Annotated in this window: 29 protein-coding genes and 1 riboswitch; of the genes, 20 read left to right on the top strand and 9 right to left on the bottom strand. The window is 68.9% G+C overall.

The window, feature by feature from the left end; translation table 11 throughout:
• The first annotated feature begins 247 nt into the window (after positions 1 to 247).
• From QZX79_RS15240 to QZX79_RS15200, 9 genes are all read left to right on the top strand, one after another.
• On the top strand, positions 248 to 1,396 hold the full coding sequence (locus QZX79_RS15240) for a PP2C family protein-serine/threonine phosphatase (protein ID WP_294569536.1): 1,149 nt from the start codon (positions 248 to 250) through the stop codon (positions 1,394 to 1,396).
• The gene (locus tag QZX79_RS15235; RefSeq protein ID WP_294569533.1) at positions 1,393 to 3,360 is read left to right on the top strand and encodes a glycosyltransferase family 2 protein; all 1,968 of its coding nucleotides are present in this window, start codon (positions 1,393 to 1,395) and stop codon (positions 3,358 to 3,360) included. Before QZX79_RS15240 ends, QZX79_RS15235 begins: the two co-directional genes overlap by 4 nt.
• Positions 3,344 to 3,676, top strand: a complete 333-nt coding sequence (locus QZX79_RS15230; protein WP_120167913.1) for an STAS domain-containing protein — start codon at positions 3,344 to 3,346, stop codon at positions 3,674 to 3,676. The genes QZX79_RS15235 and QZX79_RS15230 overlap by 17 nt, the downstream gene beginning before the upstream one ends.
• Entirely contained in the window at positions 3,669 to 4,097 is a 429-nt protein-coding gene (locus QZX79_RS15225) for an ATP-binding protein (RefSeq protein ID WP_294569531.1), read from the top strand. Before QZX79_RS15230 ends, QZX79_RS15225 begins: the two co-directional genes overlap by 8 nt.
• Positions 4,098 to 4,118: 21 nt before the next feature.
• Positions 4,119 to 4,739 (top strand): trimeric intracellular cation channel family protein, encoded by a 621-nt coding sequence (locus tag QZX79_RS15220; protein WP_294569529.1) that lies wholly within the window; start codon positions 4,119 to 4,121, stop codon positions 4,737 to 4,739.
• Between the two features lie 77 nt (positions 4,740 to 4,816).
• Entirely contained in the window at positions 4,817 to 5,242 is a 426-nt protein-coding gene (locus QZX79_RS15215) for a hypothetical protein (RefSeq protein ID WP_120167907.1), read from the top strand.
• A 1-nt stretch (position 5,243) separates the two neighbouring features.
• Positions 5,244 to 5,714, top strand: a complete 471-nt coding sequence (locus QZX79_RS15210) for an HIT family protein (RefSeq protein WP_294569527.1) — start codon at positions 5,244 to 5,246, stop codon at positions 5,712 to 5,714.
• A 156-nt stretch (positions 5,715 to 5,870) separates the two neighbouring features.
• Complete coding sequence (locus QZX79_RS15205; protein ID WP_294569525.1) at positions 5,871 to 6,248, top strand: hypothetical protein; 378 nt, start codon at positions 5,871 to 5,873, stop codon at positions 6,246 to 6,248.
• A gap of 644 nt (positions 6,249 to 6,892) precedes the next feature.
• A complete protein-coding gene (locus QZX79_RS15200) occupies positions 6,893 to 7,999 on the top strand; it encodes a S1C family serine protease (protein ID WP_294569523.1) in 1,107 nt (368 codons plus the stop codon).
• 13 nt (positions 8,000 to 8,012) lie between these two features.
• On the opposite strand, the gene QZX79_RS15195 is transcribed toward QZX79_RS15200, so the two are convergent.
• The 3 genes from QZX79_RS15195 to QZX79_RS15185 are packed head-to-tail and all read right to left on the bottom strand — an operon-like array spanning position 8,013 to position 11,200.
• Positions 8,013 to 9,107, bottom strand: a complete 1,095-nt coding sequence (locus QZX79_RS15195; RefSeq protein WP_246018766.1) for a polyprenyl synthetase family protein — start codon at positions 9,105 to 9,107, stop codon at positions 8,013 to 8,015.
• A 9-nt stretch (positions 9,108 to 9,116) separates the two neighbouring features.
• Positions 9,117 to 10,433, bottom strand: coding sequence for a geranylgeranyl reductase family protein (locus QZX79_RS15190; RefSeq protein ID WP_294569519.1), 1,317 nt, complete (start codon positions 10,431 to 10,433; stop codon positions 9,117 to 9,119).
• Positions 10,433 to 11,200, bottom strand: coding sequence for a demethylmenaquinone methyltransferase (locus QZX79_RS15185; protein ID WP_294569516.1), 768 nt, complete (start codon positions 11,198 to 11,200; stop codon positions 10,433 to 10,435). The genes QZX79_RS15190 and QZX79_RS15185 overlap by 1 nt, the downstream gene beginning before the upstream one ends.
• A 102-nt stretch (positions 11,201 to 11,302) precedes the next feature.
• Between QZX79_RS15185 and QZX79_RS15180 the strand changes: the two genes are divergently transcribed.
• The 4 genes from QZX79_RS15180 (at position 11,303) to QZX79_RS15165 (ending at position 15,208) form a co-directional block, all read left to right on the top strand.
• Positions 11,303 to 12,643, top strand: a complete 1,341-nt coding sequence (locus QZX79_RS15180; RefSeq protein ID WP_294569514.1) for an isochorismate synthase MenF — start codon at positions 11,303 to 11,305, stop codon at positions 12,641 to 12,643.
• Between the two features lie 127 nt (positions 12,644 to 12,770).
• A complete protein-coding gene (locus QZX79_RS15175) occupies positions 12,771 to 13,565 on the top strand; it encodes a transporter substrate-binding domain-containing protein (protein WP_294569512.1) in 795 nt (264 codons plus the stop codon).
• 81 nt (positions 13,566 to 13,646) lie between these two features.
• Entirely contained in the window at positions 13,647 to 14,432 is a 786-nt protein-coding gene (locus QZX79_RS15170; RefSeq protein ID WP_294569510.1) for an amino acid ABC transporter permease, read from the top strand.
• Positions 14,433 to 14,437: 5 nt separating this feature from the next.
• Positions 14,438 to 15,208, top strand: a complete 771-nt coding sequence (locus tag QZX79_RS15165; RefSeq protein WP_294569508.1) for an amino acid ABC transporter ATP-binding protein — start codon at positions 14,438 to 14,440, stop codon at positions 15,206 to 15,208.
• A gap of 26 nt (positions 15,209 to 15,234) precedes the next feature.
• On the opposite strand, the gene menD is transcribed toward QZX79_RS15165, so the two are convergent.
• Positions 15,235 to 16,989, bottom strand: a complete 1,755-nt coding sequence (menD, locus tag QZX79_RS15160) for a 2-succinyl-5-enolpyruvyl-6-hydroxy-3-cyclohexene-1-carboxylic-acid synthase (RefSeq protein WP_294569506.1) — start codon at positions 16,987 to 16,989, stop codon at positions 15,235 to 15,237.
• 95 nt (positions 16,990 to 17,084) lie between these two features.
• Entirely contained in the window at positions 17,085 to 17,624 is a 540-nt protein-coding gene (locus QZX79_RS15155) for a DinB family protein (RefSeq protein ID WP_294569504.1), read from the bottom strand.
• Between the two features lie 272 nt (positions 17,625 to 17,896).
• On the opposite strand from QZX79_RS15155, the gene QZX79_RS15150 reads away from it, so the two are divergent.
• Positions 17,897 to 18,106, top strand: a complete 210-nt coding sequence (locus QZX79_RS15150) for a hypothetical protein (RefSeq protein WP_294569480.1) — start codon at positions 17,897 to 17,899, stop codon at positions 18,104 to 18,106.
• A gap of 62 nt (positions 18,107 to 18,168) precedes the next feature.
• Here QZX79_RS15150 and QZX79_RS15145 read toward each other — a convergent pair whose 3' ends face one another.
• Positions 18,169 to 19,986: an immune inhibitor A domain-containing protein gene (locus tag QZX79_RS15145; RefSeq protein WP_366485034.1), complete on the bottom strand. Its 1,818-nt coding sequence runs from the start codon at positions 19,984 to 19,986 to the stop codon at positions 18,169 to 18,171.
• Positions 19,987 to 20,326: 340 nt separating this feature from the next.
• Between QZX79_RS15145 and QZX79_RS15140 the strand changes: the two genes are divergently transcribed.
• The 4 genes from QZX79_RS15140 (at position 20,327) to QZX79_RS15125 (ending at position 23,238) form a co-directional block, all read left to right on the top strand.
• A complete protein-coding gene (locus QZX79_RS15140) occupies positions 20,327 to 21,469 on the top strand; it encodes an S-(hydroxymethyl)mycothiol dehydrogenase (protein ID WP_294569479.1) in 1,143 nt (380 codons plus the stop codon).
• The gene (locus tag QZX79_RS15135) at positions 21,466 to 22,143 is read left to right on the top strand and encodes an MBL fold metallo-hydrolase (protein ID WP_294569477.1); all 678 of its coding nucleotides are present in this window, start codon (positions 21,466 to 21,468) and stop codon (positions 22,141 to 22,143) included. The genes QZX79_RS15140 and QZX79_RS15135 overlap by 4 nt, the downstream gene beginning before the upstream one ends.
• A gap of 177 nt (positions 22,144 to 22,320) precedes the next feature.
• Complete coding sequence (locus QZX79_RS15130) at positions 22,321 to 22,719, top strand: RidA family protein (RefSeq protein ID WP_294569475.1); 399 nt, start codon at positions 22,321 to 22,323, stop codon at positions 22,717 to 22,719.
• Between the two features lie 128 nt (positions 22,720 to 22,847).
• A riboswitch (guanidine-III (ykkC-III) riboswitch) is annotated at positions 22,848 to 22,913 on the top strand.
• A gap of 10 nt (positions 22,914 to 22,923) precedes the next feature.
• A complete protein-coding gene (locus tag QZX79_RS15125; protein ID WP_294569473.1) occupies positions 22,924 to 23,238 on the top strand; it encodes a multidrug efflux SMR transporter in 315 nt (104 codons plus the stop codon).
• A 65-nt stretch (positions 23,239 to 23,303) separates the two neighbouring features.
• On the opposite strand, the gene QZX79_RS15120 is transcribed toward QZX79_RS15125, so the two are convergent.
• Both QZX79_RS15120 and QZX79_RS15115 read right to left on the bottom strand, forming a co-directional pair.
• Positions 23,304 to 23,717 (bottom strand): arsenate reductase ArsC, encoded by a 414-nt coding sequence (locus tag QZX79_RS15120; protein ID WP_294569471.1) that lies wholly within the window; start codon positions 23,715 to 23,717, stop codon positions 23,304 to 23,306.
• Positions 23,718 to 23,758: 41 nt separating this feature from the next.
• The gene (locus QZX79_RS15115) at positions 23,759 to 24,676 is read right to left on the bottom strand and encodes a metalloregulator ArsR/SmtB family transcription factor (RefSeq protein WP_294569469.1); all 918 of its coding nucleotides are present in this window, start codon (positions 24,674 to 24,676) and stop codon (positions 23,759 to 23,761) included.
• Between the two features lie 177 nt (positions 24,677 to 24,853).
• Between QZX79_RS15115 and QZX79_RS15110 the strand changes: the two genes are divergently transcribed.
• Positions 24,854 to 25,192: a YnfA family protein gene (locus tag QZX79_RS15110; protein WP_294569538.1), complete on the top strand. Its 339-nt coding sequence runs from the start codon at positions 24,854 to 24,856 to the stop codon at positions 25,190 to 25,192.
• A 108-nt stretch (positions 25,193 to 25,300) separates the two neighbouring features.
• Here QZX79_RS15110 and QZX79_RS15105 read toward each other — a convergent pair whose 3' ends face one another.
• Positions 25,301 to 25,558: a hypothetical protein gene (locus QZX79_RS15105; RefSeq protein WP_294569467.1), complete on the bottom strand. Its 258-nt coding sequence runs from the start codon at positions 25,556 to 25,558 to the stop codon at positions 25,301 to 25,303.
• Between the two features lie 224 nt (positions 25,559 to 25,782).
• Between QZX79_RS15105 and QZX79_RS15100 the strand changes: the two genes are divergently transcribed.
• Positions 25,783 to 26,403, top strand: a 621-nt coding sequence (locus QZX79_RS15100; RefSeq protein ID WP_294569465.1) for a hypothetical protein, incomplete at its 3' end; no start/stop codon positions are given.

The following is a 26,403-nucleotide window of genomic DNA, read 5'->3' as shown; positions in this document are numbered from 1 at the left end:
CTCACCGCAACCCCCACCCGCACCGCAACACGCAACCGCTCCCGAGCCCGCACCCGCTCCCGAGCCCGCACCCGCTCCCGAGCCCGCACCGGCACCAGAGCCCGCACCCGAACCCGCAGCCTAACCAGCTGCGGTGGCTGAGATGAATGAGGGGCACCGGCGCCGCCGTCGTGCCCCTCATTCGTCCGGCGACACGACGTACTGCGCAGTGCATGGACAGCTCTGGCCGTAGCGTTTAATGAGGGACATGACTGACGCTCCGGATCGACGCCGTGCCCTGGTTGTAGAAGACGACGCCGATATCCGGAGCCTCCTGGTGCAGATCCTCACCATGCAGGGCTTCGACGTGACCGAGGCGGGAACCGCCAGGGAGGGCCTTCTGGCCGCGCGTCTGGGAGTCGACCTGATCACCCTGGACCTCAACCTGCCCGACGGCGACGGCATCGAAATCTGCAGGGAGGTTCGCACCTTCTCCGATGCCTACATCCTCATGATCACCGCCCGCACCGACGAGATCGAACGGCTCACGGGCCTGGAAACCGGTGCCGACGACTACATCTCCAAGCCGTTCAGCCCGCGCGAACTCGTGGCGCGCCTCAACTCCATCTTCCGCCGCCAGAACCGGCAGAGCGCGGTCGAGGAGGCCAATGCCACCGAGCGGCGCCGGGCGGCCGAAGTCCAGCAGAGCCTGCTGCCCCGCGACGCGCTCTCCCTCGACGACTACGACCTGGCCGGCCAGTTCCGCCCCTCCCGCAGCGTCGGCGGCGACTTCTACGACTGGTACCGGACCGCCGACGGGCTCCACCTCACCGTCGCTGACGCCATGGGCAAAGGCATGGGAGCGGCCCTGATCGCCGCCACCGTGCGCGCGGTCATGCGTTCGGTCTCCAACCAGTCGAACATCGATGCGGCGTTCAATGCCGCCGCCCGGGCCACCGAGCCGGACCTCGACAAGGCCGGATCCTTCGTGACCCTCTTCCACGCCCGGTTCAACACCTCCACCGGCGTCGTCGACTATGTCGACGCCGGCCACGGCCTCGCACTTCACATCACGGCCGGCGGCGACTGCACACGCCTCTCCCCCGGCGGGCCGCCCGTCGGCGCGTGGGCCGGGCAGACCTGGACGCCGGGCCGGCTGGTCCTGGCCCCCGGGGACACCCTCGCCGTCATCAGCGACGGCCTGCTCGACGCCTACCCCACGATCGATGAGTTCACCGCTGCGATGGGCCGGGTGGTCCACTCGAGCGAGAGCGCCGCCCAGGCCTGCGAGACGCTGCTCGGGCTCGCCGACGTGCCCGAGGTCGACGACGACGTCACCGTCGTCATCCTCCGCCGGAAGGCAGCCGGCGCCACCGGTGAAGCCGGGAACCTGCGGGCGGCGGAGCGGGCCGGATGAGGAATCTGCCGACCCGACTCCTGGTGGTCCTGACCCTCCTGCTGGGCATCAACTATCTCGCCTGGCGCTGGCTGGAATCCCTGAACTGGGACGCCTGGTGGATCGCGGTTCCCCTGGTGGCCGCGGAGACCTACAGCCTGATCGACGTCGGGCTGTTCGGGCTGACCGTGTGGAAGAAGAAGCAGCGCACGGCCCCGCCCGCCCCCGCCGATGCCACTGTCGACGTCTTCATCACCACCTACAACGAGCCCCCGGAGATGGTGCTGGAGACGGCCCTCGCGGCGAAGGCCATCCGGCACCCGCACAGCACCTGGATCCTCGACGATGGGGCACGCGAGGAGGTGCGCGAGCTGGCACGGGACCATGGGCTCGGCTACCTCACGCGGAGCCCTGACTGGGCGGACCGGCCCCGGCACTCCAAGGCGGGCAATCTCAACAACGCACTCATGGAGACCCAGGGCGAGTTCCTGCTGATCCTCGATGCCGACCAGGTCCCCGATCCGGCGATCCTCGAGAAGACCCTCGGTTACTTCAACAACCGGCGGGTGGCCCTGGTGCAGACCCCGCAGTACTTCGCCAATGTGCCCGACGACGACCCGCTGGGCAGCCAGGCCCCGCTGTTCTACGGACCGATCCAGCAGGGCAAGGACGGCTGGAACGCCGCCTTCTTCTGCGGGTCCAATGCCGTCCTGCGGCGCGAGGCCCTCATGCAGCTCGGCCTGTCCGGCTACGTCAAGGAGGTCGAGCAGGGCGTCACCAGGGCCCTGAAGGCCTCCCGGACCGCTCTGCGGCGGGCCCGCAAATCGCCCGAGGCGGCCGACCCCCTGGTCGCGGGGCTGCTCGACGACGTCGAGTCGGCAACGGAGCGGGCGCGGGCGGAGCTGCGCGCGGGGGTGTCCCTCAGCGAGGTCACCTACCGAGTGCGCAGGACCGTCGACGAGGCCGTGCAGTCCCTGGTCGGCGCCGACTTCTTGTCGCTGGAGGCCGACCTGGCCGACATTGCGGCCCTCGAACAAGGCACGGAATCGGCTCTTCCGGACGGGGACGAACTGGACGGAGGCGAACTGGACGGCGCGATCGAGCGCATGTCCCACCGCGACCTGTCCCCGCTGGCGGCCCTGGAGTCGGTCCAGGAGGTCCTCGACGCCCTGTCGATCGAGCGCTCGGCGGAGGCCCAGCCGATCATGCCAATGGCGACCATCTCGGTCACCGAGGACATGGCCACCTCCATGGGGATGCACGCCATGGGCTGGCAGAGCGTCTACCACCACGAAATCCTCGCCACCGGCCTGGCGCCCGAGGACCTTTCGACAATGCTGACGCAGCGGCTGCGCTGGGCGCAGGGCACCATCCAGGTCCTGCTGCGGGAGAATCCGCTGGTCCGCCGCGGCCTGGGACTGGCGCAGCGCCTGATGTACTTCGCGACGATGTGGTCCTACCTCAGCGGCTTCGCGGCCGTCGTCTACTTCGCCGCCCCGGTCATCTACCTCACCCTCGGCGTGCTTCCGGTGACCGGGATCAGTTCCGAGTTCTTCCTCCGCTTCGTGCCGTTCATGGTGGTCAACCAGCTGCTGTTCGCGGTCACCGGCCGGGGCATCCCCACCTGGCGCGGCCAGCAGTACAGCCTGGCCCTGTTCCCGACCTGGATCCGGGCCTGCACGACGGCGGCCCGCAACGTGTGGTTCGGGCGCCCGCTGGGCTTCGCCGTCACCCCCAAGACCCGCCAGGAATCCGGACCCCGCTGGGACCTGATCCGGCCGCAGCTCATCGTGATGGCACTGCTTGCCGCAGCACTTATCGTCGGGGTGGTCCGGCTTGCGGCCGGGCTCAACGAGCCGATCGGGACCCTCGTCAACGTGGCCTGGGTGGCCTTCGACCTGCTGGTCCTCAGTGTGCTGATCAAGGCAGTAAAGTACAAGGGGTTCACCCCCGAAAAGAGGAGCGTAGATGCGGTTCAGCACTGAACAGAAGGACTCCTACACCGAGGTGTCCGGCACCGGACGGCTCAATATGGTTGCGGCGCCGAAACTGCGCGAGGTGGTCGGCGAGGTGGTCTCGGCGGGAAACAAGCGCATCGTGCTCAATATGCTGGCCACCGACTTTATCGACTCCTCGGGCCTGGGCGCCCTGATCGGCTGCCTGAAGATGGCCCGCCAGGCCGGCGGAGACCTCCGCATCGCCTGCGTGCAGCCCCAGGTGAAGATGGTCCTGGAGCTGACCAGCATGAACCGGGTCCTGACACCGCACGCCACGGCCGAAGGCGCTTTCTCCAATGACTGAGGTGCTCGCGCAGCGCGCCTATCAGGCGCCCGCGACCCCCGAGGCGATCGACGAACTCCACACCGAGCTCGACCGGATCTGGGAGGTGGCCTCCTTCATTCCCGAACTCGACCAGATGGCCTTCACCACTGCGGTGATCGAGTCCGCCTCGAACGTGGTGCAGCACGGCGTCGCGGTGCCCGGAGGCGAGCTCCGGCTGGGGGTCACCCTGACCGTCATGGCCTCGGTGCTGCAGGCCCGCATCTCGGAGATCGGTGCCGTGCCTTCGCCGGAGATGCCGTCGGCCTCCCTGCCGGACGACGACGAGGAAAGCGGCCGGGGCCTGGCCCTGATCGAGGCGCTGATGACCACCATCACCGTGGAACTGCGGGGCGAAACGAAGACCTGGGTCCTTTCGCGGGAGATCGAAACCCCCGCCTGACCCACCCCTGAAAAGGACTTCATGACCGCCGCGTCCCAGATCGCCCTGATCCTTGACCTGCTGGGCGTCTTCTTCTTCGCCGTCTCCGGCTCCCTGCTGGCCGCACGCAAGGGCTTCGACCTCGTGGGCTCCCTGCTGCTTGCCTCCCTCGCGGGCCTCGGCGGCGGCGTCGCGCGCGACGTCATCATCGACACGCCGCCGGCCGCGTTCAGCAACCCGGCCTACCTGATCCCTCCCCTGCTGGCGACGGTGCTGGTCTACTTCACCGTTGCGGGGGTGGAACGGATCAAGCGGGTCGTGGTCATCTTCGACGCAGGCGGGCTGGCCCTGTTCTGCGTCACCGGCACCGTGAAGGCCCTCGACTTCGGCCTCAACCCCGTTGCCGCCGTCCTGCTGGGCGTGACCACCGGGGTGGGCGGGGGCCTGCTGCGGGACGTGGTGGCCAACGAGGTGCCGCAGCTGTTCGACCCACGGGACATCTACGCGCTCCCCGCCATGCTCGGCGCCGCCGTCGTGGCGCTGCTCGTGGGCGCCGGGTGGTTCAACCTGTTCACCGGCACCGCGGCCGCGTCCGTCGTCTTTGTGCTGCGCCTGCTGTCCTGGAAGTACGGGTGGCGGGCCCCGCTCGCGTCGCGGACCTAGGCGGCAGCGGGCCGGTTACCGGGCCCCGCATTGGAGGATAGGATGGAGCCTTCCCCCAATCCCATCTGGAGTTTTTCGTGACCGAGCTGTTCCTGGACAAGTTCCGCGCCCTGGTTCCTGCCTACTTTGACGACCAGTGGGAAGAGGAGGACGGCCTCTCGCCGGCCGAGATCGACGAGCTGATGGAGGGCAAGGATTTCCAGCTGCCCCTGGCCCTGCGCGAGTTCTACCTCGCGGTCGGGGCGACCGAGGACATCATGGAGGCGTTCCACTTCTTCTGGGACCCGGACGAGCTCGAGATCGAAGACGGCTTCCTGCTGTTCCTCGAGGACGAGGACGAGCAGTACACCTGGGGCATGCGCGCCGACCAGCTCTCGGTGCCCGACCCGATCATCTGGCGGCGCAACAATGCCCGCGGCGAGTGGCAGAGCGAAGAGGGAACGTTCAGCGAATATGTCCTGGACCTGTTCGAGTGGGTGTTCGAAGACACCGACGAGGACTGAGATGTCCGAGTTCGTCACCCACGCCCCGGCGGGCTACCAGTGTCCCTTCTGCGACCTGGCCCGCGGCAATTTCGATAACCCGCGCAACCTCTGCCGGCCCGGGGACGTCATCTACGCCGACGACCTCGCCCTCGCCTTCATCGCCTCGCACGGGTTCGCGCCGAATCCCGGCCACGTGCTGATCACCCCGCGCGCCCACTTCGAACTGCTGTACGAGCTTCCCGACGACGTGGCTTCGCGCATCATGCTCCTCACCCGGGACCTCGCCGTTGCGATCAAGCGGGCGTGGCAGCCCGACGGCGTCTCCACCCGCCAGCACAACGAGCCCGCGGGCAGCCAGCACGTCTGGCACTACCACCAGCACGTCCTGCCGCGGTGGCACGATGACGGTTTCTATTTCACGCCCAAACGCCCCATCGTCGACCCCGAGATACGCGCCCGGAAAGCACGGGAACTCCGCGCCGCCCTGTAACCGGGCAGCGGAAAAGATGTCGGATAATACTTTCGGCATTTGTATTGACGTGGACCGCGTCGTCGGTATTATTTGTTCGCAGGGGACCCGCCGGCACAAATTCCGGCGGTCAAATTTGGTCTCGTCGTATTCAGCACTGCTATCGACGGAGTTGCCATGCTCAAAAAGTCCCTTGCCGCGGCCGGACTGGCTGCCGCTTTTGTTTTCATCCCCACGGCCGCGAATGCGCTCGACTGCGTGAACGTGTCCCGACCCCCGGCTGCGTGCGGGTCCAACTGTACGACCGGGCCGGTCATCAAGGGCAACTGGGTGTGGCTGCCCAGTGTCTTTCCCGGCGGGCCCCGGTCCTGGGTCCTCGTTCCCCCCGGAACCATTCAGGGCCTGGGCGTCGCCGGCGAGGGCGGCAATTTCCAGAGCGGTGAGGGCTATGCCCTGCTCGTCAATGCCATCTGCGACTCCCGGGGCTCGGTGCTGGTCCACCGTCAGACCGAGCACGGCATCCAGCTGCTCGAGGGATGCTCGGCGCCGCACTAGCAGCGCCACCGCCCCCGCGGTCCGGCACCGGACCCCTGCAGTCCGGTGCCGGGCCACCCCGCCCTGTGCCGGACCCTTGCGATCGGGCACCCTCCGGTGCTATTAAAAGAGGTGTCCCGGAGCTTCCGGGACGGCAAAAACATATGCGGCCATTGTGTAATTGAAAGCTGGTTCTGCAGGGGTTCCCATGTTGATGCATTCCGTCGAGTCCCGTGAAGAATTCGCGGTGTCCGGCTTCGTTGAATTGATGTGCCTTGAAGATGATTTCCTCGATGCCGAATTCCAGGAAATTATCAAGAGGATCGACCCTCCCGCCCGCGTCCGCGGCATAGCCGCCCCGGCCCGCCGCCGCCGGAGGGACACCGATCCCGCCCGGGGCAGCCACCGGCCCCGCCGGTTGCGGCAGCACGGCAGCCGGACCCCGCCGCCCGCCCGGGAGCGTTCGCCCCCGAGCGTGCAGCACCGGAAGCGGTGCCCGACGCGCCAAGTATCAAGGCCCTTCGTGCGCCCGCCCATCCTTGACAGCCGCCCGGCCGTGCCGCCCATGATTAAGCAGTCCTAGTAATCGGCGGTGCCGGCTCGGCCGGACCGGCACCCGGTGCGCACGGCACCGGTGCCCTCCCGGCCGGCCGGGAGTACTCCGAATGCCACGACCCTGGAACGTCCACCACAGCGGGCTGGGCCCCCTGGCGCCGCTCGTGTTCGTCCTGGTGGTGCTGACCGGCTGCACCGCGTTCGAAGGCGATGGGGACGCCGATCCCGGCGCGGCGGTCACCCGGACGCAGCAGTCCGCCGAGGCGGAGAACGGGGAAGGGCAGGACTCCGGGTCCGCGGAGCGGGAGGACGACGCCCTGTCCATCCCGGAGATCGTCGAGACCGTTCAGCCCTCGGTCGTGACCATCTTCACCGAGGGCGGGCTGGGCAGCGGGGTGATCTACTCCGAGGATGGCCTGATCATCACCAATGAACACGTGGTGCGCAACAACACCGAGGTGGAGGTGGCCTTCGCCGACGGCCAGCGGGTGGCCGGTACCGTGACCGCCGCCGACAGGGTCTCCGACCTCGCCCTGGTCCAGGCCGACCGGGAGGACCTGCCTGCGGCGCAGTTCCAGGAGCGGCTGCCGGAGATCGGGGAACTGGCGGTGGTGATCGGCTCTCCCCTCGGCTTCGAGAACACCGTGACGTCGGGGATCATCTCGGGTCTGCACCGGCAGATCCCCGGCTCTGCCTCGAGGAGCCAGTCACTCGTGGATCTGATCCAGACGGACGCCGCGATCAACCCCGGCAACTCCGGAGGCGCCGTGGTCAACGGCCAGGGCGAGATCATCGGGATCAGCGAGGCGTACATCCCGCCCCAGGCCGGGGCCGTCTCGCTGGGGTTCGCCATCCCCGCCCCCACGGCAACCGCCATTGCCGAGGAACTGCTCGAGGACGGCACCGCCGACCACGCCTATCTGGGCCTGACCCCGGGCGCCATCACGCCGCAGATCGCCCAGCAGCTGCGCGTCGAGGACACCTCGGGCGCCGTCGTGATCTCGGTGGCCGACGGCGGGCCGGCCGGCGAGGCGGGGCTCCGCCCGGGGGACATCATCACGTCCCTCGACGGGGAGGAAGTGGCTTCCCCCGAAGACCTGCTGGCGGTGCTGCGCCGCCTCGACCCCGGCGATACCGTCGATGTCGAGTTCAACCGCGGAAGCGACGGGGAGCAGGCCCGGATCGAGCTGACGGAGCGGCCGACCGAGGGCCTGTGACCTTCAGCGGAGGTTACACGTCCCGGCTGACGACAGCCTGCGCGAAGCTCGTGAGGGCCTGCTTCACCACGCTCTCGGGCAGGGGCTCCAGGGCGGCCACGGCGTCGTCGGCCCAGCGCTGGGCGAAGGCCCAGGCCTCCTGGGTCTGCGGGTGCGCACGCACCGCGGCCACCGCCTCCCCGAGCGCCTCATCGGAGCTGAGGTCGCCGTCGACGAGGGCCAGCACGTCTGCGGCGGAGGCGTCACCGGCCGCGGCGGCGCGGCGCAGCAGGATGACCGGCAGTGTCGGCACCCCCTCGCGCAGGTCGGTGCCGGGCGACTTCCCGGAGGTCACCTTCAGCCCGGTGACGTCGATGACGTCGTCCGCAAGCTGGAAGGCCACTCCGACCTTCTCGCCGTACTCCACCATGACGTCGATGACTTCCTGGGAGGTGTTGGCGAACAGCGCACCCAGCTGGCCCGAGGCGGCCACGAGGGAGCCGGTCTTGTCGGCGATGACCGAGAGGTAATGCTCGAGCGGGTCCTGGTTTTCGCGCGGCCCGACGGTCTCGTGGAGCTGCCCGAGGCACAGCCGCTCGAAGGTGCGGGCCTGAATCCCGAGCGCCTCTCCGCCGAGTTCGGACACCAGGATCGAGGCCCGCGCGAAGATCAGGTCCCCGGTGAGGATCGCCACGGTGTTGCCCCAGACCTCGTGTGCCGTGGGGGCGCCCCGGCGGTACGGCGCGGAGTCCATCACGTCGTCGTGGTACAGGGTGGCCAGGTGGGTCAGCTCGACGACGACGGCGGCCTGGACCACCTCGGGCCGGCCGGGGTCGCCAAGGTGGGAGGCCAGGAGCGTCAGGAGCGGACGGATACGTTTGCCACCGGCCTCCACCAGGTGGCGGGAGGTGGCGTCGGCGAGCCGATCGGCGCTGGCGATGGCACCGCGGAGCTGCTTTTCCACCTCGGTGAGGCAGGAGGAGACGGCGGGGCCGAGGTCGGGATCGTCTGCGATGAGCGCGAAGCCGGGCGGCAGCTTGAAGGAGGAGAGGCCGTCGTCCGGGTTCTCAGCGGTGTCGAGCGTGCCGTTTTCCACGCTGGTCATGCCGGAGTCGAAGGAGGAAGTCACTGTATAAGCCTAACCAAGTGGGGTGGCGGATGACGCACGGGTACCGCGGGGGGCCAGCGGCTGATTGGCGGTGGGCGGCACCAGCGCTTCGAGCAGGTGGATCACCCGATCTTCGAAGCCGCGCCCGCCGGCGTCGGTGAGGTTGGCGAGCATCCTCACCACGAAGCGCATGAGCACCGGAACAGGCATGCCGGTGCGCAGGGCCAGCCGCAGAATTGCCGGTTTACCGATCAGTTGGGCGAACACCCGGCCGAGCGTGAAGTGGCTGCCCCATTGGGACCGGATGTGCGGGGCGTAGCCGGTGAGGACCTGGTCCCTCCCGGCGAGCGAGGTGACGTCCTGGGCCGAGGCGATGAACTCCGCGGCGAAGCGCGCCGATTCCATGGCGTAGGAGATGCCCTCGCCGTTGAAGGGGGAAACCATTCCGCCGGCGTCGCCGAGCAGCAGCAGGCCCGGGCTGTAGTGCGGGGTCCGGTTGAAGCCCATGGGCAGGGCGCCGCCGCGGACCTCCCCGACCTGGTTCTCGGGGGTGAACCCCCACGCGGCGGGCATGCCCGCCGTCCAGTCCCGGAGGACCTGCTTGTAGTCGAGCTTCCCAAACTCCGACGAGGAGTTGAGGATGCCCAGCCCGACGTTGGAGGTGCCGTCACCCACCCCGAAGACCCACCCGTAGCCGGGCAGCGGGCGTCCTGTGGCGTCGGGCAGTTCAAGCCAGCCCTCCATCCAGTCGTCGTCGTGGCGGGGGCTGGTGAAGTAGGTGCGCACCGCGACGCCGAGGGGCCGGTCGTCGCGTTTGGCCATCCCGAGGCTGACGGCGGTGCGGGTGGAGTTCCCGTCGGCGGCCAGGACGACGTCGGCGGAGAAGGTGCGCGACTCACCCGTCTTCCGGCCCGCGTCGTCGAGCAGGTTCACGGTGACGCCGGTGACCCGGCCCGTCCCGTCCCGGACGGCCGAGGAGACCGAATGTCCCTCGAGGATGGTGGCGCCGGCCGCGCGGGCGTGGCGGGCGAGGGCCTCGTCGAAGCCGAGGCGGGTGCGCACCAGCCCGTATTCGGGGAAGTCGCTCAGTTCGGGCCAGGGCACCTCGACGGTGCGTCCGCCGGCGAGCAGGCGCAGGCCTTTATTGCGCCGCCAGCCGTCCGCTTCGTCGTGCGGCAGGCCGAGAAGCTGGATTTCACGCACCGCGCGCGGGGTGAGCCCGTCGCCGCAGACCTTCTCCCGCGGGAAGTGCGTTTTCTCAAGGACGGTGACCTCGATGCCGGCCTGGGCGAGGTAGTAGGCGGCGGTGGAACCTGCGGGGCCCGCCCCGACGATGAGGACCGACACTAGTTGACTGCCCGGGTGCTGCGGCGGCGGAGCCGCGCGCGGGCGGCCGGGGCCGCTGAAGGACGGGGCGTCCCGCCCGGTTTGACCGCACGGTGGATGGCGACGATCCCGCCGTTGAGGTTGCGGTAGGCGACCTCGCCCCAGCCGCTTCCGGTGATCCAGGCGGCCAGTTCGTCCTGGTTCGGCCAGGCCCGGATGGACTCGGCCAGGTACACGTAGGCGTCGGGGTTGGAGCTGACCTTCTCGGCGATGGCCGGCAGAGCGCGCATCAGGTATTCGGTGTAGAGGTTGCGCCACAGCGCCACGGTGGGCTGGGAGAACTCGGCGATGACGAGCCGGCCGCCTGGCTTGGTGACCCGGAGCATCTCCTCGAGGGCTTTGCGCGGCTCGTTGACGTTGCGCAGCCCGAAGGAGATGGTGCTGGCATCGAAGGAGTTGTCGGCGAACGGCAGGTTGGTGGCGTCCCCGGCGACGAAGTCGATGTCGGGGCGGCGCCGCTTGCCCACGGTGAGCATGCCGAGGGAGAAATCACAGGCGACGACGTCGATCCCGTTGTCCGCATAGGGCTCGCTGGAGGTGCCCGTGCCGGCGGCAAGGTCGAGGACCCGCTGTCCCGGCTCGGCACCCACTGCCTGCACCACGAGGCGCCGCCAGCGGTGCGTCTGCCCGAGGGAGAGCACATCGTTGACCACGTCGTACCGGGGCGCGACGCCGTCGAACATGGCTGCTACTTCATCAGGGCGCTTTTCCAGTGATGCACGGTTCACCCGCCCATTGTCTCAAACAAAACCGGCATGCCCGACCGCGGCGTCCGGGACGAGCCCCGGCCCGGAAGCCGCGCCCGCGCACCGGAGTAGGCTTGGATCATCATGAGCAATCCCTTTCCTGCCGCGCTTGCCCCTGCACCCGGGCGCGCGGGCGGCCTGAGAAGCATCACCATCCCCCGGGGGCGGATCGAACCCGAGACGGGTCTTCTCGATTATGTGGTCCGCAACGACGCCCATACCTGGATCCGGCGCGGAGGAGGTCTTGTCGCCTTCGGCGAGGTGACCCGTTTCACCACCGCCGGCCCGGACCGCTTTGCGGAGGCGCAGCGGTGGTGGCGGAGGGAACTGGAATCCGCCGAGGTGGTCAACGGCCTTTCCGTCCCGGGCACCGGCCTGGTGGCGTTCGGCTCCTTTGCCTTCTCGAAGACCTCACAGCACGCTTCCCGGCTGATCGTGCCGGAAATCATCATCGGCTGCCGCGACGGGCAGAGCTGGTTGACCTATATCACGGACGACGCCGACGCCGAGCTGAGCGCGGAGGCGGCGGAGTCGGCCCTGGCCGCCTACCTCGAAGAGGTGGACCCCGCCCGGGCCCCGCACCCGGAGGACCGGCTCGCCCCGGGGGTACTCACTGAGGAGCGGTACCTTGAGGCGGTGGCCGGTGGGGTGCGGCGGATCCAGGCCGGAGAGCTGAGCAAGGTCGTCCTCGCCCGCGACGTGGTGGCCGAACTCGGATCCCCCGTCGCCACGGCGCAGGTCCTGCGGGAGCTGGCGGTGCGGTACGAGGACTGCTGGACCTACTCGGTGGACGGGCTGATCGGTTCCACCCCGGAAATGCTGATCAAGGTTGAGGATTCGACGGCGCAGGCCCGCGTGCTCGCCGGCACCCTCGACCGGGCCGGAGCCCCGGCTGACGATCCGGGGTATGCCGAGCGGGTCCTTGCCGGGTCGGCGAAGCAGCTTCACGAGCACTCCATCGCCATCGACTCCCTGACCCGCCAGCTTGAACCGTTCACCGACTCAATGACCTCGCACAGCGAGCCCTTCGTGCTGCAGCTGCCCAATGTCTGGCACCTGGCCTCGGACGTTCGAGCCCGGCTGACCCGGGACGGCGGCGGCGAGGTGCCGACCTCGCTGGCCCTGGTCGAGGCGCTGCACCCCACGGCCGCGGTGTGCGGCACTCCGACGACCGTTGCCGGCGCCCTGATCCGTGAGCTTGAACACCTTGAGCGCGGGCCGTACGCCGGACCGGTCGGCTGGATCGACGCCGAAGGCAACGGTGAGTGGGGCATCGCGCTGCGCGGCGCGGTGATCGAAAGCAGCACCCGGGTACGGCTGTACGCAGGATGCGGAATCGTCGAAGGCTCGCAACCGCAGGCGGAACTGGCCGAGACGTGGAGCAAGTTCCGCCCGATGATCGAGGCGCTGGGCCTTTCCCGCTAGGCGGGCTGTATTGCCCGCGGGAAATGCTTGGTTACCAATACGCATCTCCTGTAGCCTGTGACGCACATCTCTTGTGCAGTTAGAATCAACACGACCTTTCCTACCCGTCCAAACGCAGAGGTATCCGATGTTTTCCAAGAAAACCGCAATGCTGGCCGCACTGGCCGCCGGAACGCTGGCGCTGAGCGCCTGCGGCGGCGGCTCCGATGAACCCGGCGCAGAAGGTGAGGCGGGCGGCCTCAGCCTGGTCAACGAAGGCGCCCTGACCGTCTGCTCCGACATCCCCTACCCGCCGTTCGAGTTCGAGGAAAACGGCGAGTACACGGGCTTCGACATGGACCTGATGAAGGAGATCGCCACGGGCCTCGAGCTCGAGCTCGAGGTCCAGGACGTCGGCTTCGACGGCCTCCAGAGTGGTGCCGTCATCGCCGCCGGCCAGTGTGACGTCGGAGCCAGCGCCATGACCATCACGCCCGAGCGCGAGGAGAACCTCACCTTCTCCGATCCCTACTACGACTCCCTGCAGTCGCTGCTGGTCCCGGCCGACTCCGACGTCAAGACGGTCGACGATCTCGCAGGCAAGTCGGTCGGCGTCCAGCAGGGCACCACCGGCGAGACCTACACCCGGGAGAACGTCCCCGCCGACACCAAGGTTGTCGCCTTCCCGTCCGATGCCGAGATGTATGCCGCCATCCAGGCCGGCAATGTCGATGCGCTGCTCCAGGACCTGCCGGTGAACATCGGGCACACCGAGGACGGCAAGTTCACCATCGCCGAGGAGTACAAGACGGACGAGCAGTACGGTTTCGCCTTCGCCAAGGAGGGCAGCGAAGAGCTGGTTTCCGCGGTGAACGAGCAGCTCACCGAGCTGCGCGACAACGGCAAGTACCAGGAAATCTACGACACCTACTTCGCGGAGTAGAAAAACACTGCCGGTGCCCCGGTGGCCGAGCGCCACCGGGGCACCAGCGCGCCACCTCCTGAAGGAAGGTACACCCCCAGCGTGAAACCCTCTACACGCAGGCGCCTGTTCCAGGGCGTCCTCTACGCGGTCTTCGTCATCGTCATCCTCGTCGTTGTGTTCCTCGCCGACTGGGACGCGATCCGCACCAATTTCTTCAACCTTGAGGTCGCCGCGGCGACCTTCCCCGAGATCGTCGTCATCGCGGCCAAGAACACCGTCATCTACACCGTGATCGCGTTCATCGGCGGCCTGATCCTCGGGCTGATCCTGGCCCTGATGAAGCTCTCACCGGTCCTGCCCTACCGCTGGCTGGCCACCGGGTACATCGAACTCTTCCGCGGGCTGCCCGCACTGCTGGTCATCTTCGGCTTCGCCTACGCCATCCCCATCGCGTTCCAGTGGCGCCCGCCGGGAGGCAGCGTGGGAGCGGGCCTGATCGGACTGATTGTCGTCTCGGCCGCCTACATCGCCGAGACCATCCGTGCGGGCATCGAAGCGGTCCCCAAGGGGCAGGTCGAGGCGGCCCGCTCTCTGGGCATCAACCCGACCTGGACGATGGTCTCGGTGGTGCTCCCCCAGGCGTTCCGCATCATCACCCCGCCGCTGACGAATGAACTCGTGATCCTCATCAAGGACACCTCGCTGCTGTTCATCGCGGGCCTGGCCCTGGGCGAACGTGAGCTGACGACCTTCGCGCGGGATTCGCTGACGAGCCTGGCCAACGCCACCCCGCTGGTGGTCGCATCCCTGCTGTACCTGGTGATCACCTTGCCGTTGACGCAACTTGTCGCGAAGCTTGAACGACACAACAAGAGAGGCCGGTGATTGCCATGACCAGTGTGTCAAAGGGCTCCTCGGCAGTAAGCACCACCGAACCGGCGATCGAAGTCCGCGCCCTGTGCAAGAGCTTCGGCAGCAACGACGTCCTGAAGGGCATCGACTTCCACGTCGACCAGGGTGAGGTGGTGTGCGTGATCGGGCCCTCCGGCTCCGGGAAGTCCACGCTGCTGCGCTGCGTCAACCGGCTCGAGGAACCCACCACCGGATCCGTGATGGTCGAAGGCGTCGACATCACCGACCCGGAGACCGACCTGGACAAGATGCGCACCCGCATCGGCATGGTGTTCCAGCAGTTCAACCTGTTCCCGCACCTGACGGTCCTCGGCAACCTCACGCTCGCCCAGCAGCGCGCCAAGAAGCGCGGCAAGGCCGAGGCGATGGAAGTGGCCCGCCGCAACCTCGCCAAGGTCGGCCTCGCGGAGAAGGAGAACGCCTTCCCCTCCCAGCTCTCCGGCGGCCAGCAGCAGCGCGTCGCCATCGCCCGGGCCCTGTCAATGGACCCCGACATGATGCTTTTCGACGAGCCCACCAGTGCACTGGACCCGGAGCTCGTCGGAGACGTCCTCGAGGTCATGAAGCAGCTGGCCCGGGAGGGCATGACCATGATGGTCGTCACCCACGAGATGGGTTTTGCCCGCGAGGTCGGCGACCGCGTGGTGTTCATGGACGGCGGCGTCGTGGTGGAACAGGGCAAGCCCGAGGACGTCCTGGGCAACCCGCAGCACGAGCGCACCCGGAGCTTCCTCTCCAAGGTGCTCTAGCGCTCAGTTTCCGTCCGCACCGCGCCTCAGGGCGCGAGCACCGCAGCGACGGCGTCCTGGATCCCTGCGTGCAGCGCACGCAGCGACTGCCGGTCCGCCTGGACTTCGACAATGGAGCGGCCCCTGAGGGGCCGCTCCATTGCTGTCTCAAGGCCCTGCAGCGTGGTGACCCGCTCGAAGGCCACCCCGTAGGCAGCGGCCAGCGCCGCCAGGTCCACCTGCTGGGGAGTCCCGAAAAGCCGCTCCACGGCGGCCCCGTAGCGTGCCGCCGTCGCGGGCTCCCCGTGCTCAAGCAGGCCGAAGATCCCGCCGCCGTGATCGTTGAGCACCACCAGCTGCAGGTCGGGCTCGGCCTCGCCGTCGCCGATGAGCAGCCCGCCGACGTCGTGAAGGAAGGTGAGGTCGCCCAGCAGCACCCGGGTGGGCACCCCGGCGGCGAGGGCGATGCCGGTGGCCGTCGACACCGTGCCGTCGATGCCGGCCAACCCGCGGTTGGCGAACACCTCGAGCGGGTGCCAGCCCGGAGCGGCGGTGAGGTCGACGTCCCGGATGGGGTTCGATGAGCCAAGCACCAGGAACCCGTCGGTCTGCTCCCAGACGGCCTCGGCGACGGCGGGACCGGTGAGGCCCTCCTCGCCGGCGAGCAGGGTGGCGATGGCTGCATCGGCGGCCGCGCCGGCGGAGCGCCAGGCCTCAAGCCAGCCCGGCGCCGCCGGGCCGGCGAACTCGAGGAGTTCGGGAAGGCTGTCGATGATGCGCTCGGAGCGTCGGCCGGGCTCGAACCACGCCGCCGGCTCCGGAAGGTAAAGTGCCCGCTCGATGTCGGTACGGGCCAGCAGCGCTGCCACCGGCCGGGACAGCGTCGGGCGGCCGAAGACCACCACCCGGGTGATGCCGGCTCCCAGGTGCCGGAGGAGCAGGCGGTAGGGCGCGATGGCGCTGGTGCCGAACCGGGCATTGGAGGACGGCTCGGCCAGCAGCGGCAGCCCGAGGTGGGCGGCGAAGACCGCCGCCAGCTCACCGGCACCGTGACCGGCCACGACGACGGGGCCGCCGGCCGCCGGCGCCGAGGGTGCCCGGCGTCCTGCCTCCTGGAGGTCCTCCGCTGAGAGGGCCTCCGGTGAGAGGGCCTCCGGTGAGCCGGCCGCCGCGCCGTCCCCGCTGGCTGACGGAATCGCGGCACCGTCGTACGGGAGTGCCGGCACTTCGACGGGACCTTCGACCGGCACGGTCCCGGCGTCCCCGGCCGGTACCAGCGGGTCCCGGAAGGCAAGGTTGAGCTGGACCGGCCCGGCCGGCGCTCCGCCGCCGCAGGCCTCGCGCACCGCACGGGCTACGAAGGGCCCGGGGTCCTCCCCCGCCGGCACGTCGAAGGCGCATCGGACGTGGCTGCCGAACAGGCCCGGCTGCTGCGTCGTCTGGTTGGCGCCGGTGCCGCGCAGTTCCTCGGGCCGGTCCGCCGAGAGCACCACCAGCGGCACGGCCGCGTGGTTGGCCTCCATGACGGCCGGCAGCAGTTCCCCGACGGCCGTGCCCGAGGTGGTCAGCACCGCCGCGGGCCGCTTCCCGCCCAGGGCCAGGCCCAGCGCGGTGAACCCGGCCGAGCGCTCGTCGATGCGCACGTGAAGCCTCAGCTGCCCGGCGGCCTCCGCCTCGGCCAGCGCGTAGGCCAGCGGCGCGCTGCGGGATCCGGGGGCGACGACGACGTCGTGCACACCCCCGCCGGCCAGGGCCGTGACCGCACGCCGCGCCGCTTCGAAGGAGGTCAGGGAATCGCTCATCCCCCAATACTTCCACGCTCCGGGCGGCCGCCCGCGGCCCACCGTCTCGGGCGGCCGGCGCGGTGCCGGGGCCGCCGGCCCACGGAGGCCGCGGGTTACTCTCCGGTGCTTCCGTCGACGGATTCGCGCAGCAGGTCGGCGTGGCCGTTGTGCCGGGCGTACTCCTCGATCATGTGGACGAGGATCCAGCGCAGGCTCGGGGCCTCGCCGCTGGCCCAGGGGCGGCGGGCGCGCTGGTCCAGCCCTCCCGCACCGAGGGCCTGGCTGGTCGCCGAGCGGGACCGTCCCACCGTCCCTTCCCAGAGGGAAAGGAGCTCGCCGGGGGTGTCCCCGGCGGCGGAATGCCACTCCCAGTCGGGGTCGGTCTTCCAGTCCACCGCGTCCCACGGGGGCTGCCGGTCCTGTCCGTGCAGGGTATAGGTGAACCAGTGGTCCTCGACGAAGGACATGTGCTTGAGCAGGCCTCCGAGGGTCAGGGCAGAGACCCCGACCGTGGCGGACAGCCCCGCCGCGTCGAGTCCGCCCGCCTTCCAGGCGAGGGTGGCGCGCTGGTAGTCGAGGTAGCCGAGCAGGGTCTCGGCTTCGGTGCCTGCGAGCGGAGGTTCAACCCGGCCCTGGTCATCAACGGTGGTCATGCGCGGGAACTCTACGCGCCGGGGAAGGTGGGGGCAATGTCGGCAGCCGGGCCGGGACCGGTGGGGACGCCCCGGAGACCGCGGGCTCCGCCCCGCGGTGGGGAGATTCCCAGCGGCGGCTCAGGGGACGCTCATCTTCGCCTGTCAGGCTGGCACGGGTTTGCACTGTATGTCCGTTGAGCCGTGTGTCCAGTGCGCCGAATGTCCGTTGAGAGGGGCTGAACTTGCTTTTCAGGAGTATTGAACGTGGCCGGCCGGAGGCCTGGTCGTCCGTGGATGGTGCCGCCGCAGCGCGGGTCCGCTGGCAGGAGCTGACCGCCGGGGACGCCGTCGTCGTCGAACTCGGCAACGGCCACTCGGTGCCCGGGGTGGTGGATGCGCTGGGCGAGGACGCCAGCGTGCTCTGGGTGGAGCTGGACGGGGGAAAGGGACGCCATCTGTTCCATTGGGAGGACGGCGTGGCCATCCGGCCGCTGAGCTGACCGTCGATGAACGCAGAAGGAGCCGGGAGAATCCTCCCGGCTCCTTCCCTGTGTCCGGCGGGTCAGCGCACCTGGAGGGTGAGCATTCCGTTCGGGTTGGACTGGATCACTTCTATCCGGGTGCCGGTGCCGCCCACGACGACCGAGCCCTGCGGGTTCGCCGGGTCGTAGTAGGCGTTGGGATTGGTGTCATCGAAGACGGGGACACCCGGCTGCGACGGCGCGGTGAGCGTCGTCATGCCGGAGGCCTGCTCGCGGTGGAGGCTGAGCGGATCGGTGGCCTGGCGGCCGAAGGTGGCGTCGTAGCTCTGGATGCGGTTGCGCACCACCGTGCCGTCGGACCAGGTCAACGGCTTCGGATGGGCGTCCACGGGCAGCGCAAGGCCCTCGCCCGGGTGCTGGCGCGTGTTGTTGTTGCGCTGCGCGGTGTTCCAGTAGGTGATGCTCAGGCCGTCCTGGTAGGTGTAGTGCTCCACGGTGTCCGGGGCGCTGAGGCTCCAGCCGAAGTTGTACGGGCCGGTGGCGAGCGTCCCGTCGTAGCCCAGGTACTGGCGGTTCTCTGCGATGTAGAAGCGGCTCTTGCCCGCCGCGTCCTTGGGCAGGTTCACGACGACCGCCTGCGGGGCCTTCGTCGCATGGAAGGACGGCCCGATGGTGTGGGTCGAGGCGCGGCCGGCGGTGGCCACCTCGTAGTCGAGCCAGCCAAGCTGGATCTTCTCCCACGCTCCCATGTGGTTCGGGGTGGTGCCGATCGAGCCCTTGCCGTGGCCCAGCCAGGAGCCGGAACTCATGAGCGTCCAGAAGCCGGTGCCGTTCTCGCCGCCGCTGGTGTCATAGAGGTCGGGCAGGCCGAGGTCGTGGCCGTACTCGTGGGCGAAGACACCGAGGCCGCCGTTTTCGGGTTCGGTGGTGTAATCCCGGATCCAGATGTTGGAGTTTCCGATCTTAATGCCGCCATAGGGGTTCGCCGCGGGCCCTGAAACACCCCGGCCGGCCTGGCCGACAGACCAGCGGTGTGACCAGATGGCCGAGGAGGGCGCACCGGCTTCCTCGCCCTCGCCGGCGTGAATGGCCTGGAAGTGGTCGATGTAGCCGTCGGCCTCGTTGAAGTCGCCGTCCTTGTCGTAGTCGTAACGGTCCCACTCGTCGAAGGTGGCCAGGTACGCGTCGATCTCGGCGGGCGTCTTCCCGGCGGCGAGCTGTGAGTTGTACCAGGCATTGGCCGTGTCCTGCACGAACCGGGTCATATCTGCCTGGCTCTCGGTTCCGCCGTAGCTGGCCGAGTTGAAGGGAACCGTTACCCAGTCGCTGACGTCGCCGTCGACCGTGTAGCGGCCGCTGGACATTTCCTCGTAGACGCCCTTGAGGGATTCGCCATCCCCGCTGAAGAACATGTCCAGAAAGTGCGCCCGGTCGAAGCGTGGCGACCAGTAGGTGGAGTTGTCCACCGCACGGTTCGGTTCCTTGATGGTGTTGCGCTTCGGTCCGGGCGCCGAGGTCGGGTAGCGGGGGTCGACCTGGTCGCCGAAGTCCACGAGGAAGGAGAGGATCTGGTCGCTGTCGGTGAGCCCGTATTCGGCCCACTGACCCGGAGCGACCCGGACGGCCCGAGAGCCATTGCGGTCCTCGACCTTGGCCTCGCCGGAGATGACCTTCTCGACCGCCTTCTGGTTGAGGTCGCGGCGGGCGTCGGCCACCGGGTCGGAGCGGTCATCAGACTTGGGTGGTGCGCCGTCGGCACCGGGTGAGGAGGTGGTTGACGATGAGACCTGGTCCGTGCCGGGGGCGGCATACGCGCTCACGGGGGCGAGGACGACGGCGCCGGTGACGGCGAGCGCCATCGCGCGCCGCATTCTCCGGCTAGGGGTAGTGGAATTCAAGGGTTCTCCTTAGTGAAATGTCCCAGCTGGGCGGAGCTCCGTGATGGAGGCCGCCGTGGCGAACCTGTTGCCTAAGCACACGTTCTGGGAGGACGGTAACACCGGGTTCGGACAGCGTGCGACGAAGCGGGAAATCCTTCGGACTTTTCCTACCGGGGCTGGTCAACCGGTGCAACGGTTCGTATAGTGCCGTCCGCCGCCGGTCCATGCCGGACAGAACCTCCCTAGAATGAACAGAGCCGGGAGCTCACCGCGGCCTCGCCCCACTGCGATGGCGGCCCGTTCCGTCGGGAACGGTGCTGCGGCCCGGTGGACTCTTCCCCAGCCGAAAGGGATTTTCATGCACGAGGTTCAAGCCGTCGTAGTACGGGCCAAGAACGAGCCCGCCACCGTTGAGACCATCCTGGTTCCCGATCCGGGGCCGGGTGAGGCGCTGGTCGACGTGCTCACCTGCGGGGTCTGCCAGACGGACCACCACTATCAGGTGGGCGCGGTGGGCGACGATTTCCCCTACCTGCTCGGGCACGAGGCCACCGGCGTCGTCTCGGCCGTCGGCGAGGGCGTCACCGAGGTGGCCCCCGGGGATCGGGTGATCCTGAACTGGCGTGCGGTGTGCGGGCAGTGCCGGGCCTGCCGCAAGGGCCAGCCCTGGTACTGCTTCAACACGCATAACGCCACGCAGAAGATGACCCTGCTCGACGGCACCGAGCTCTCCCCCGCCCTGGGCATCGGCGCCTTCGCCGAGAAGACCCTCGTCGCCGCGGGACAGTGCACGAAGATCGAAGGCGACCTCGAGGAGCATCAGTACGCGGCCGTCGGACTGCTCGGCTGCGGCGTGATGGCCGGCATCGGCGCGGTGCTCAATACCGGCGCCGTGCAGCGCGGCGAGTCCGTGGCCGTCATCGGCTGCGGCGGGGTCGGCACCGCCGCCGTCGCCGGGGCGCAGCTGGCCGGTGCCACCACGATCATCGCCGTGGACCTCGACGACGACAAGCTCACCACCGCCCGCTCCTTCGGCGCCACGCACACCGTGAACTCCCGGGAGCAGGACCCCGTCGAGGCGATCCGGGCGCTCACCGGCGGCTTCGGTGCCGACGTCGTCATCGACGCCGTCGGGATCGCCGCCACCTTCCGGCAGGCCTTCGAGGCACGCGACCTCGCCGGCCGGCTGGTCCTCGTGGGCGTTCCCGACCCCGGCACCACCTGGGAGATCCCTCTCGACCAGGTCTTCGGACGCGGTGGGGCGATCAAATCGGCCTGGTACGGCGACACCCTGCCCTCCCGGGACCTGCCCATGCTTGTGGACCAGTACCGGCTGGGCCGGCTTGACCTCGACGGCTTTGTCTCGGAGCGGATCGGACTCGGCGACGTAGAGCCGGCATTCGAGAAGATGAAGGCCGGCAAGGTGCTGCGCTCCGTCGTGGAAATCACCGACAGCCGATCGGCCTCCGCAGGCGTGGCCCGGACGGAGGCTGCCCGGTGAGCGCCGGGTCGGCATCCCCGCGCACCGACGCCGCGGGCAGGGTCCGCGTCGAGCACCTGGTGACCTCCGGAACGTTCTCCCTCGACGGCGGCACCTGGGAGGTGGACAACAACGTGTGGATCGTCGGTGACGAGAAGGAATGCGTCGTCATCGACCCCGCCCACGACTCAACGGCCGTCGTGGACGCCGTCAACGGGCGCACCGTGAAGGCGGTCCTGCTCACCCACGGCCACGACGACCACATCCGGGCCGTCCGGGACGTCGCGGCGCGGCTGCAGGCGCCCGTCCACCTGCACCCGGCCGACACAATGCTGTGGGAGCAGGTCCACCCGGACACCGCCGCCGACGCCGGGATCGACGACGGCGATGTATTTCCCGTGGGCGGGGTGGAACTCACCGCCGTGCACACGCCGGGCCACTCCCCCGGGTCGGTCTGCTTCCGGGCTCCGGGCCTCGGACCCGACGGGGTGGTCTTCTCCGGGGACACGCTCTTCTCGGGCGGGCCGGGCGCCACCGGGCGGTCCTACAGCGACTTCGACACAATCATCGAGTCGATCCGCACCCGGCTGCTCACCCTCCCGGAGGGCACCGAAGTACTGACCGGCCACGGCGATTCAACGACCATCGGCGCGGAGGCCCCGCACCTGCAGGAGTGGATCGACCGGGGGCACTGACGCCCGGGGTCCCGTCACATTCCATCAACGAAGCTCCAGCCCTTCTCCGGGCCGGGTGCCGTGCCTATCGTGAAGTTACCGGACTGGCCCTGAACTCACGTCCGGAACCGGATGGGGTGCCGAAGGAGGCAACCCATCGGCGCGCCCATCGACCTTCACGATCAGATGGGACACGAGATGGAAAATACGGATTCGGTCTTCAGCTTTGGCCTCCCCTGGGAAGACGCGTTCGGTTACTGCCAGGGGCTGCGGGTCGGGACGAACCTGAGGATATCCGGGCAGCTGTCCCACGACCTGGAGGGAAATTTCCTCCACGTCGGAGACTTCGGGGCGCAGGTCCGGGCGACGTTCGAAAACATCGACCGCGTTCTGGCGCACTTTCATGCCAGGCGCGACCAGATCATTGAAACGAACATCTTTCTGCGCGACTTCCGCGAGAACTTCGCGACCGTCGGCGCGCTCCACAAGGAGTATTTCGGCGACTATCGGCCCGCCAGCAACGCCTGGGGGGTCACCGACCTGGCACTTCCCGACCAGCTGGTGGAGATCGCCGCCCACGTGGACCTCACGAAGTAGGACGGGATTCCAGCCCGGGTCCGCCCGCATACCCGCCGAAGGTGCCCGTTGCACCCCAGGCCTGCGCTGTGCCGGGCGGTGACGCCGCGGCCTTGGCGGTTGCGGCCCGGACATGACTAAATAGGAGGGAGCGGCCCAGCAGGGCGTTCCCGGACGATGGGTGCCGTACCCGGTGTGCGACAAGACGGCCCGGAGGAGTCTGTGATGGCATGGATCGTGCTCGTGATTTCCGGTGTCCTTGAGGCGGTCTGGGCGACGGCGCTGGGCAGGTCGGACGGCCTGAGCCGGATGGGCCCGACCATCGTCTTCGTCGTCTCCATCCTTGCCAGCATGGCCGGCCTGGCCTATGCCATGCGCACACTGCCCGTAGGCACGTCCTACGCCGTATGGGTGGGGATCGGCGCGTCGCTGACGATTATCTACGCGATGGCCACCGGCACGGAGCCGGCGTCGCTGCTGAAGATCGTCTTCCTGGCGATGATCATCGGCGGCATCATCGGGCTCAAGCTCATCCACTGACCCGGCTTTTAGCGTTCGCGTCCTCTGCGGCCCGGCGTGCGATGTCCGAGACGGGCGGAAAAGCGTCAGACCCCCTGGAGGCCGGCCGGAGCCAGTCCGGCGAGCAGTTTCTCGACGCGGGACCGGATGTCATCACGGATGGCACGGACCTCCTCGAGGGGCCGGCCCTTGGGATCGGCCAGCTCCCAGTCCTCGTAGCGCTTACCGGGAAAAACCGGGCACACGTCCCCGCAGCCCATGGTGATCACGACGTCGGAGGCCTGGACCTGCTCGGTGGTCATAAGCTGGGGAACGGCCCGGGAGATGTCGATTCCCTCTTCGGCCATCGCCTGGACGGCGACGGGGTTGATCGAATCGCCCGGTTCAGAGCCACCGGAGCGGACCTCGACGGCTCCGCCGGAGAGTTCGCGCAGGAATCCGGCCGCCATCTGGGACCGGCCCGCGTTGTGGATGCAGACGAAGAGGACTGTGGGTTTCATGGGATTCCTTACTGAGAGCTTCTCAAAGCATAGATGGCCATCTATTGATTGGCGAGCGGATTCCCCGGGCCGCCAGTCAGGGAACCGAGCAGTCCGCGTACGCGGGCCTCGATGTCGTCGCGGATGCCCCTGACCCCGGGCAGCGGCAGCCCCACCGGGTCCTCGAGGTCCCAGTCGAGGTAGCGGCGGCCCGGATACACCGGGCAGGCATCCCCGCACCCCATGGTGACCACGACGTCGGCCGCACGCACCACCTCGTCGGTGAGCGGCTTGGGATACTCGCCGTCGAGGGGGACGCCGATCTCATCCAGCGCGGTCACGACGACCGAGCGCACTGCGTCGGCCGGTGCGGATCCGGCGGTCCGGACGCGCACGCGGTCCCCGGCGAGGTGACGCAGGATCGCCGCGGCCAACTGGGACCGTCCGGCGTTCTGCACACAGACAAACAACACCTCGGGCACCCGCTCCGCCGGCGGCAGGTCGGCCTTCGCCAGGGCGGACAGCCGGTCCGCGGCGAACCGTGCGGTGAGCGAGGGCAGGTGGCGGGCGGCTCCGGCCCGCTCCGCCAGCAGGGCGCGGCTTTCGCGCACGTAGCGGTCGACGGTTTCAGGACCGAAGGTGCCGGCGAAGCGGGTGGTGAGGTCCGCAGAGATGCGGCGCAGCACCGCGTCGGTCACCGGCACCGGCCGGTTTCCCCGCAGCAGCTCCGCCATGCGGTCCACCTGACCGGGGGGAATTGAATACCAAACCTGCCGGCCCTCCGGATCCCGCCGCAGCAGGCCTTCGGCCAACAGCGCCTTCACATGGTGGCTCACGGTGGGCTGCCGCAGGCCAAGCTCCGCCGCCATACTGCCCACCAGGCGGCGGCCGTCGGAACTCTCGAGAATCAGCGACAGGATCCGCGCCCGGGTCGGATCGGCAAGCAGCTTCAGTTCGACCGTGGAGTCCGAGATACCCATAGATGACAGTCTATGCTTATGCCGGCACGCACCGGACGGGCGCACCTGGCCCCTGCCCTGGGCACCGCGTACATCGGCTCGGCCTGCGCCTTCCCAGGCTCCACCAGCTTCGCGCACCCGGCCAGCTGCGCTGGCGGGCAGCGCCCCGCGCTCCACGGAATGGGCGAGACTAAGGGAATGATCCTGAAAGTGGTGGTGCTCTTCGCCCTGGCCGCGGTCGCCGAGATCGGCGGGGCCTGGCTGGTGTGGCAGGCGGTCCGTGAAGGCCGCCCCTGGTGGTGGGCTGGTCTCGGCCTGATCGCGCTGGGGGTGTACGGGTTCCTCGCGACGCTGCAGCCCGATCCCCACTTCGGCCGGATCCTGGCCGCCTACGGCGGGGTATTCGTGGCGGGCTCACTCGCCTGGGGCGTCCTGCTCGACGGCTTCCGGCCGGACCGGTGGGACATCCTCGGGGCCAGCCTTTGCCTTGCCGGCGTGGCCATCGTTATGTTTGCGCCGCGGGCGCCCGGCTCCTAGCTGCGGAGGGCGCTACAGCGCGCGGGCCCCGGCTGTGCCGGGGGTGGGGTCACTGCCGGGGGCGGCACGGTCGGGTGCGCCCCCGGCAGCGACGTCGTGGGCCGGCGTTTATCCGGCGAGTGGGGTTGTGCGGTCGAGCCTGGCGTTGAACAGCAGGTCGTCGACCTCCTCCAGCGCCCTCACTGCCTCGCACAAGCGGGTCTGGGCAGCGCCCGGGCCGGCGTCCTTCCCGCTCGCCTCTGCCTGCTCGCAGGCGGCGCGCGCATCGAGAAGGCTCTCTACCAGCCGCAGCCGCAGTGCCTCCAGTTCCTCGAGATCGCCCGCCCGGCCCTGCAGGTCGACGACATTGGCACTCAGCAATTCCATAGGGATATGCTCCAGCACCTTAACTGCATCTGCAACAAAGGAATCGCCAGAAACAGAGAAAAGTTTTTGCTGGGAAACGGCGGTGACATGCAATTACGGTAAGGGTGCTGAATATTTCTGTGGTTATTTCCCCGGACAACCAATCCGCGCCGGGGTGCCCGCCGAACAACCTGTAAGCACATCCCAAGATGTGCGTTCACCGCACAGTGAAGGAAATGATCTCCATGAACAAGAACATGCGGCTCCTCGCAGTACCCTCCCTCGCCCTGGGTATGCTGGCGCTCTCCGCCGCCCCCGCCCTGGCGGCGGACGGCTCCTACTCCTCCACCCTCGGCCAGCTCAACGGAAGCACCGGCGCGGGCACCATCACCGTCGACGTCAAGGGCGACCAGGCGACGGTCAACCTGCAGGTCTCCGGCCTCGCCGAGACCTTCATGGACGGACCCTACCCCCACGTCCAGCACATCCACGGCGGCGCCCAGGGCGTCTGCCCCACCCCGGACGCGGACACCAACGGTGACGGTGTGGTCAACACCACCGAAGGCGACCCCTCCTACGGCGGAATCCTCACCACCCTGACCACCTCCGGGGCGACCGGCCCCGAGGAGGGCCTGAACGTCAAGCTCGGCGGCCAGGGCGGCTCCTACACCATCCAGCGCACCTTCGACATCAACGCCGAGACCAAGGCCTCCCTCGAAGCCGGCACCGCCGTCGTCGTCGTCCACGGCCTCGACCCCGCAACCCTGAGCCCCGCGGCCCAGGAAGCCAAGTCCGACCTGACCCCGGACCTCCCGCTGGCAGCGACCTCGCCGGCACTGTGTGGAACCCTTGTCGCCTCGCAGATG

It is taken from the genome of uncultured Arthrobacter sp. (assembly GCF_902805515.1).
GTDB lineage: Bacteria > Actinomycetota > Actinomycetes > Actinomycetales > Micrococcaceae > Arthrobacter_D.
The sequence above is the reverse complement of the archived record's forward strand: the minus strand, read 5'-3'. Positions and strand labels throughout refer to the sequence as shown.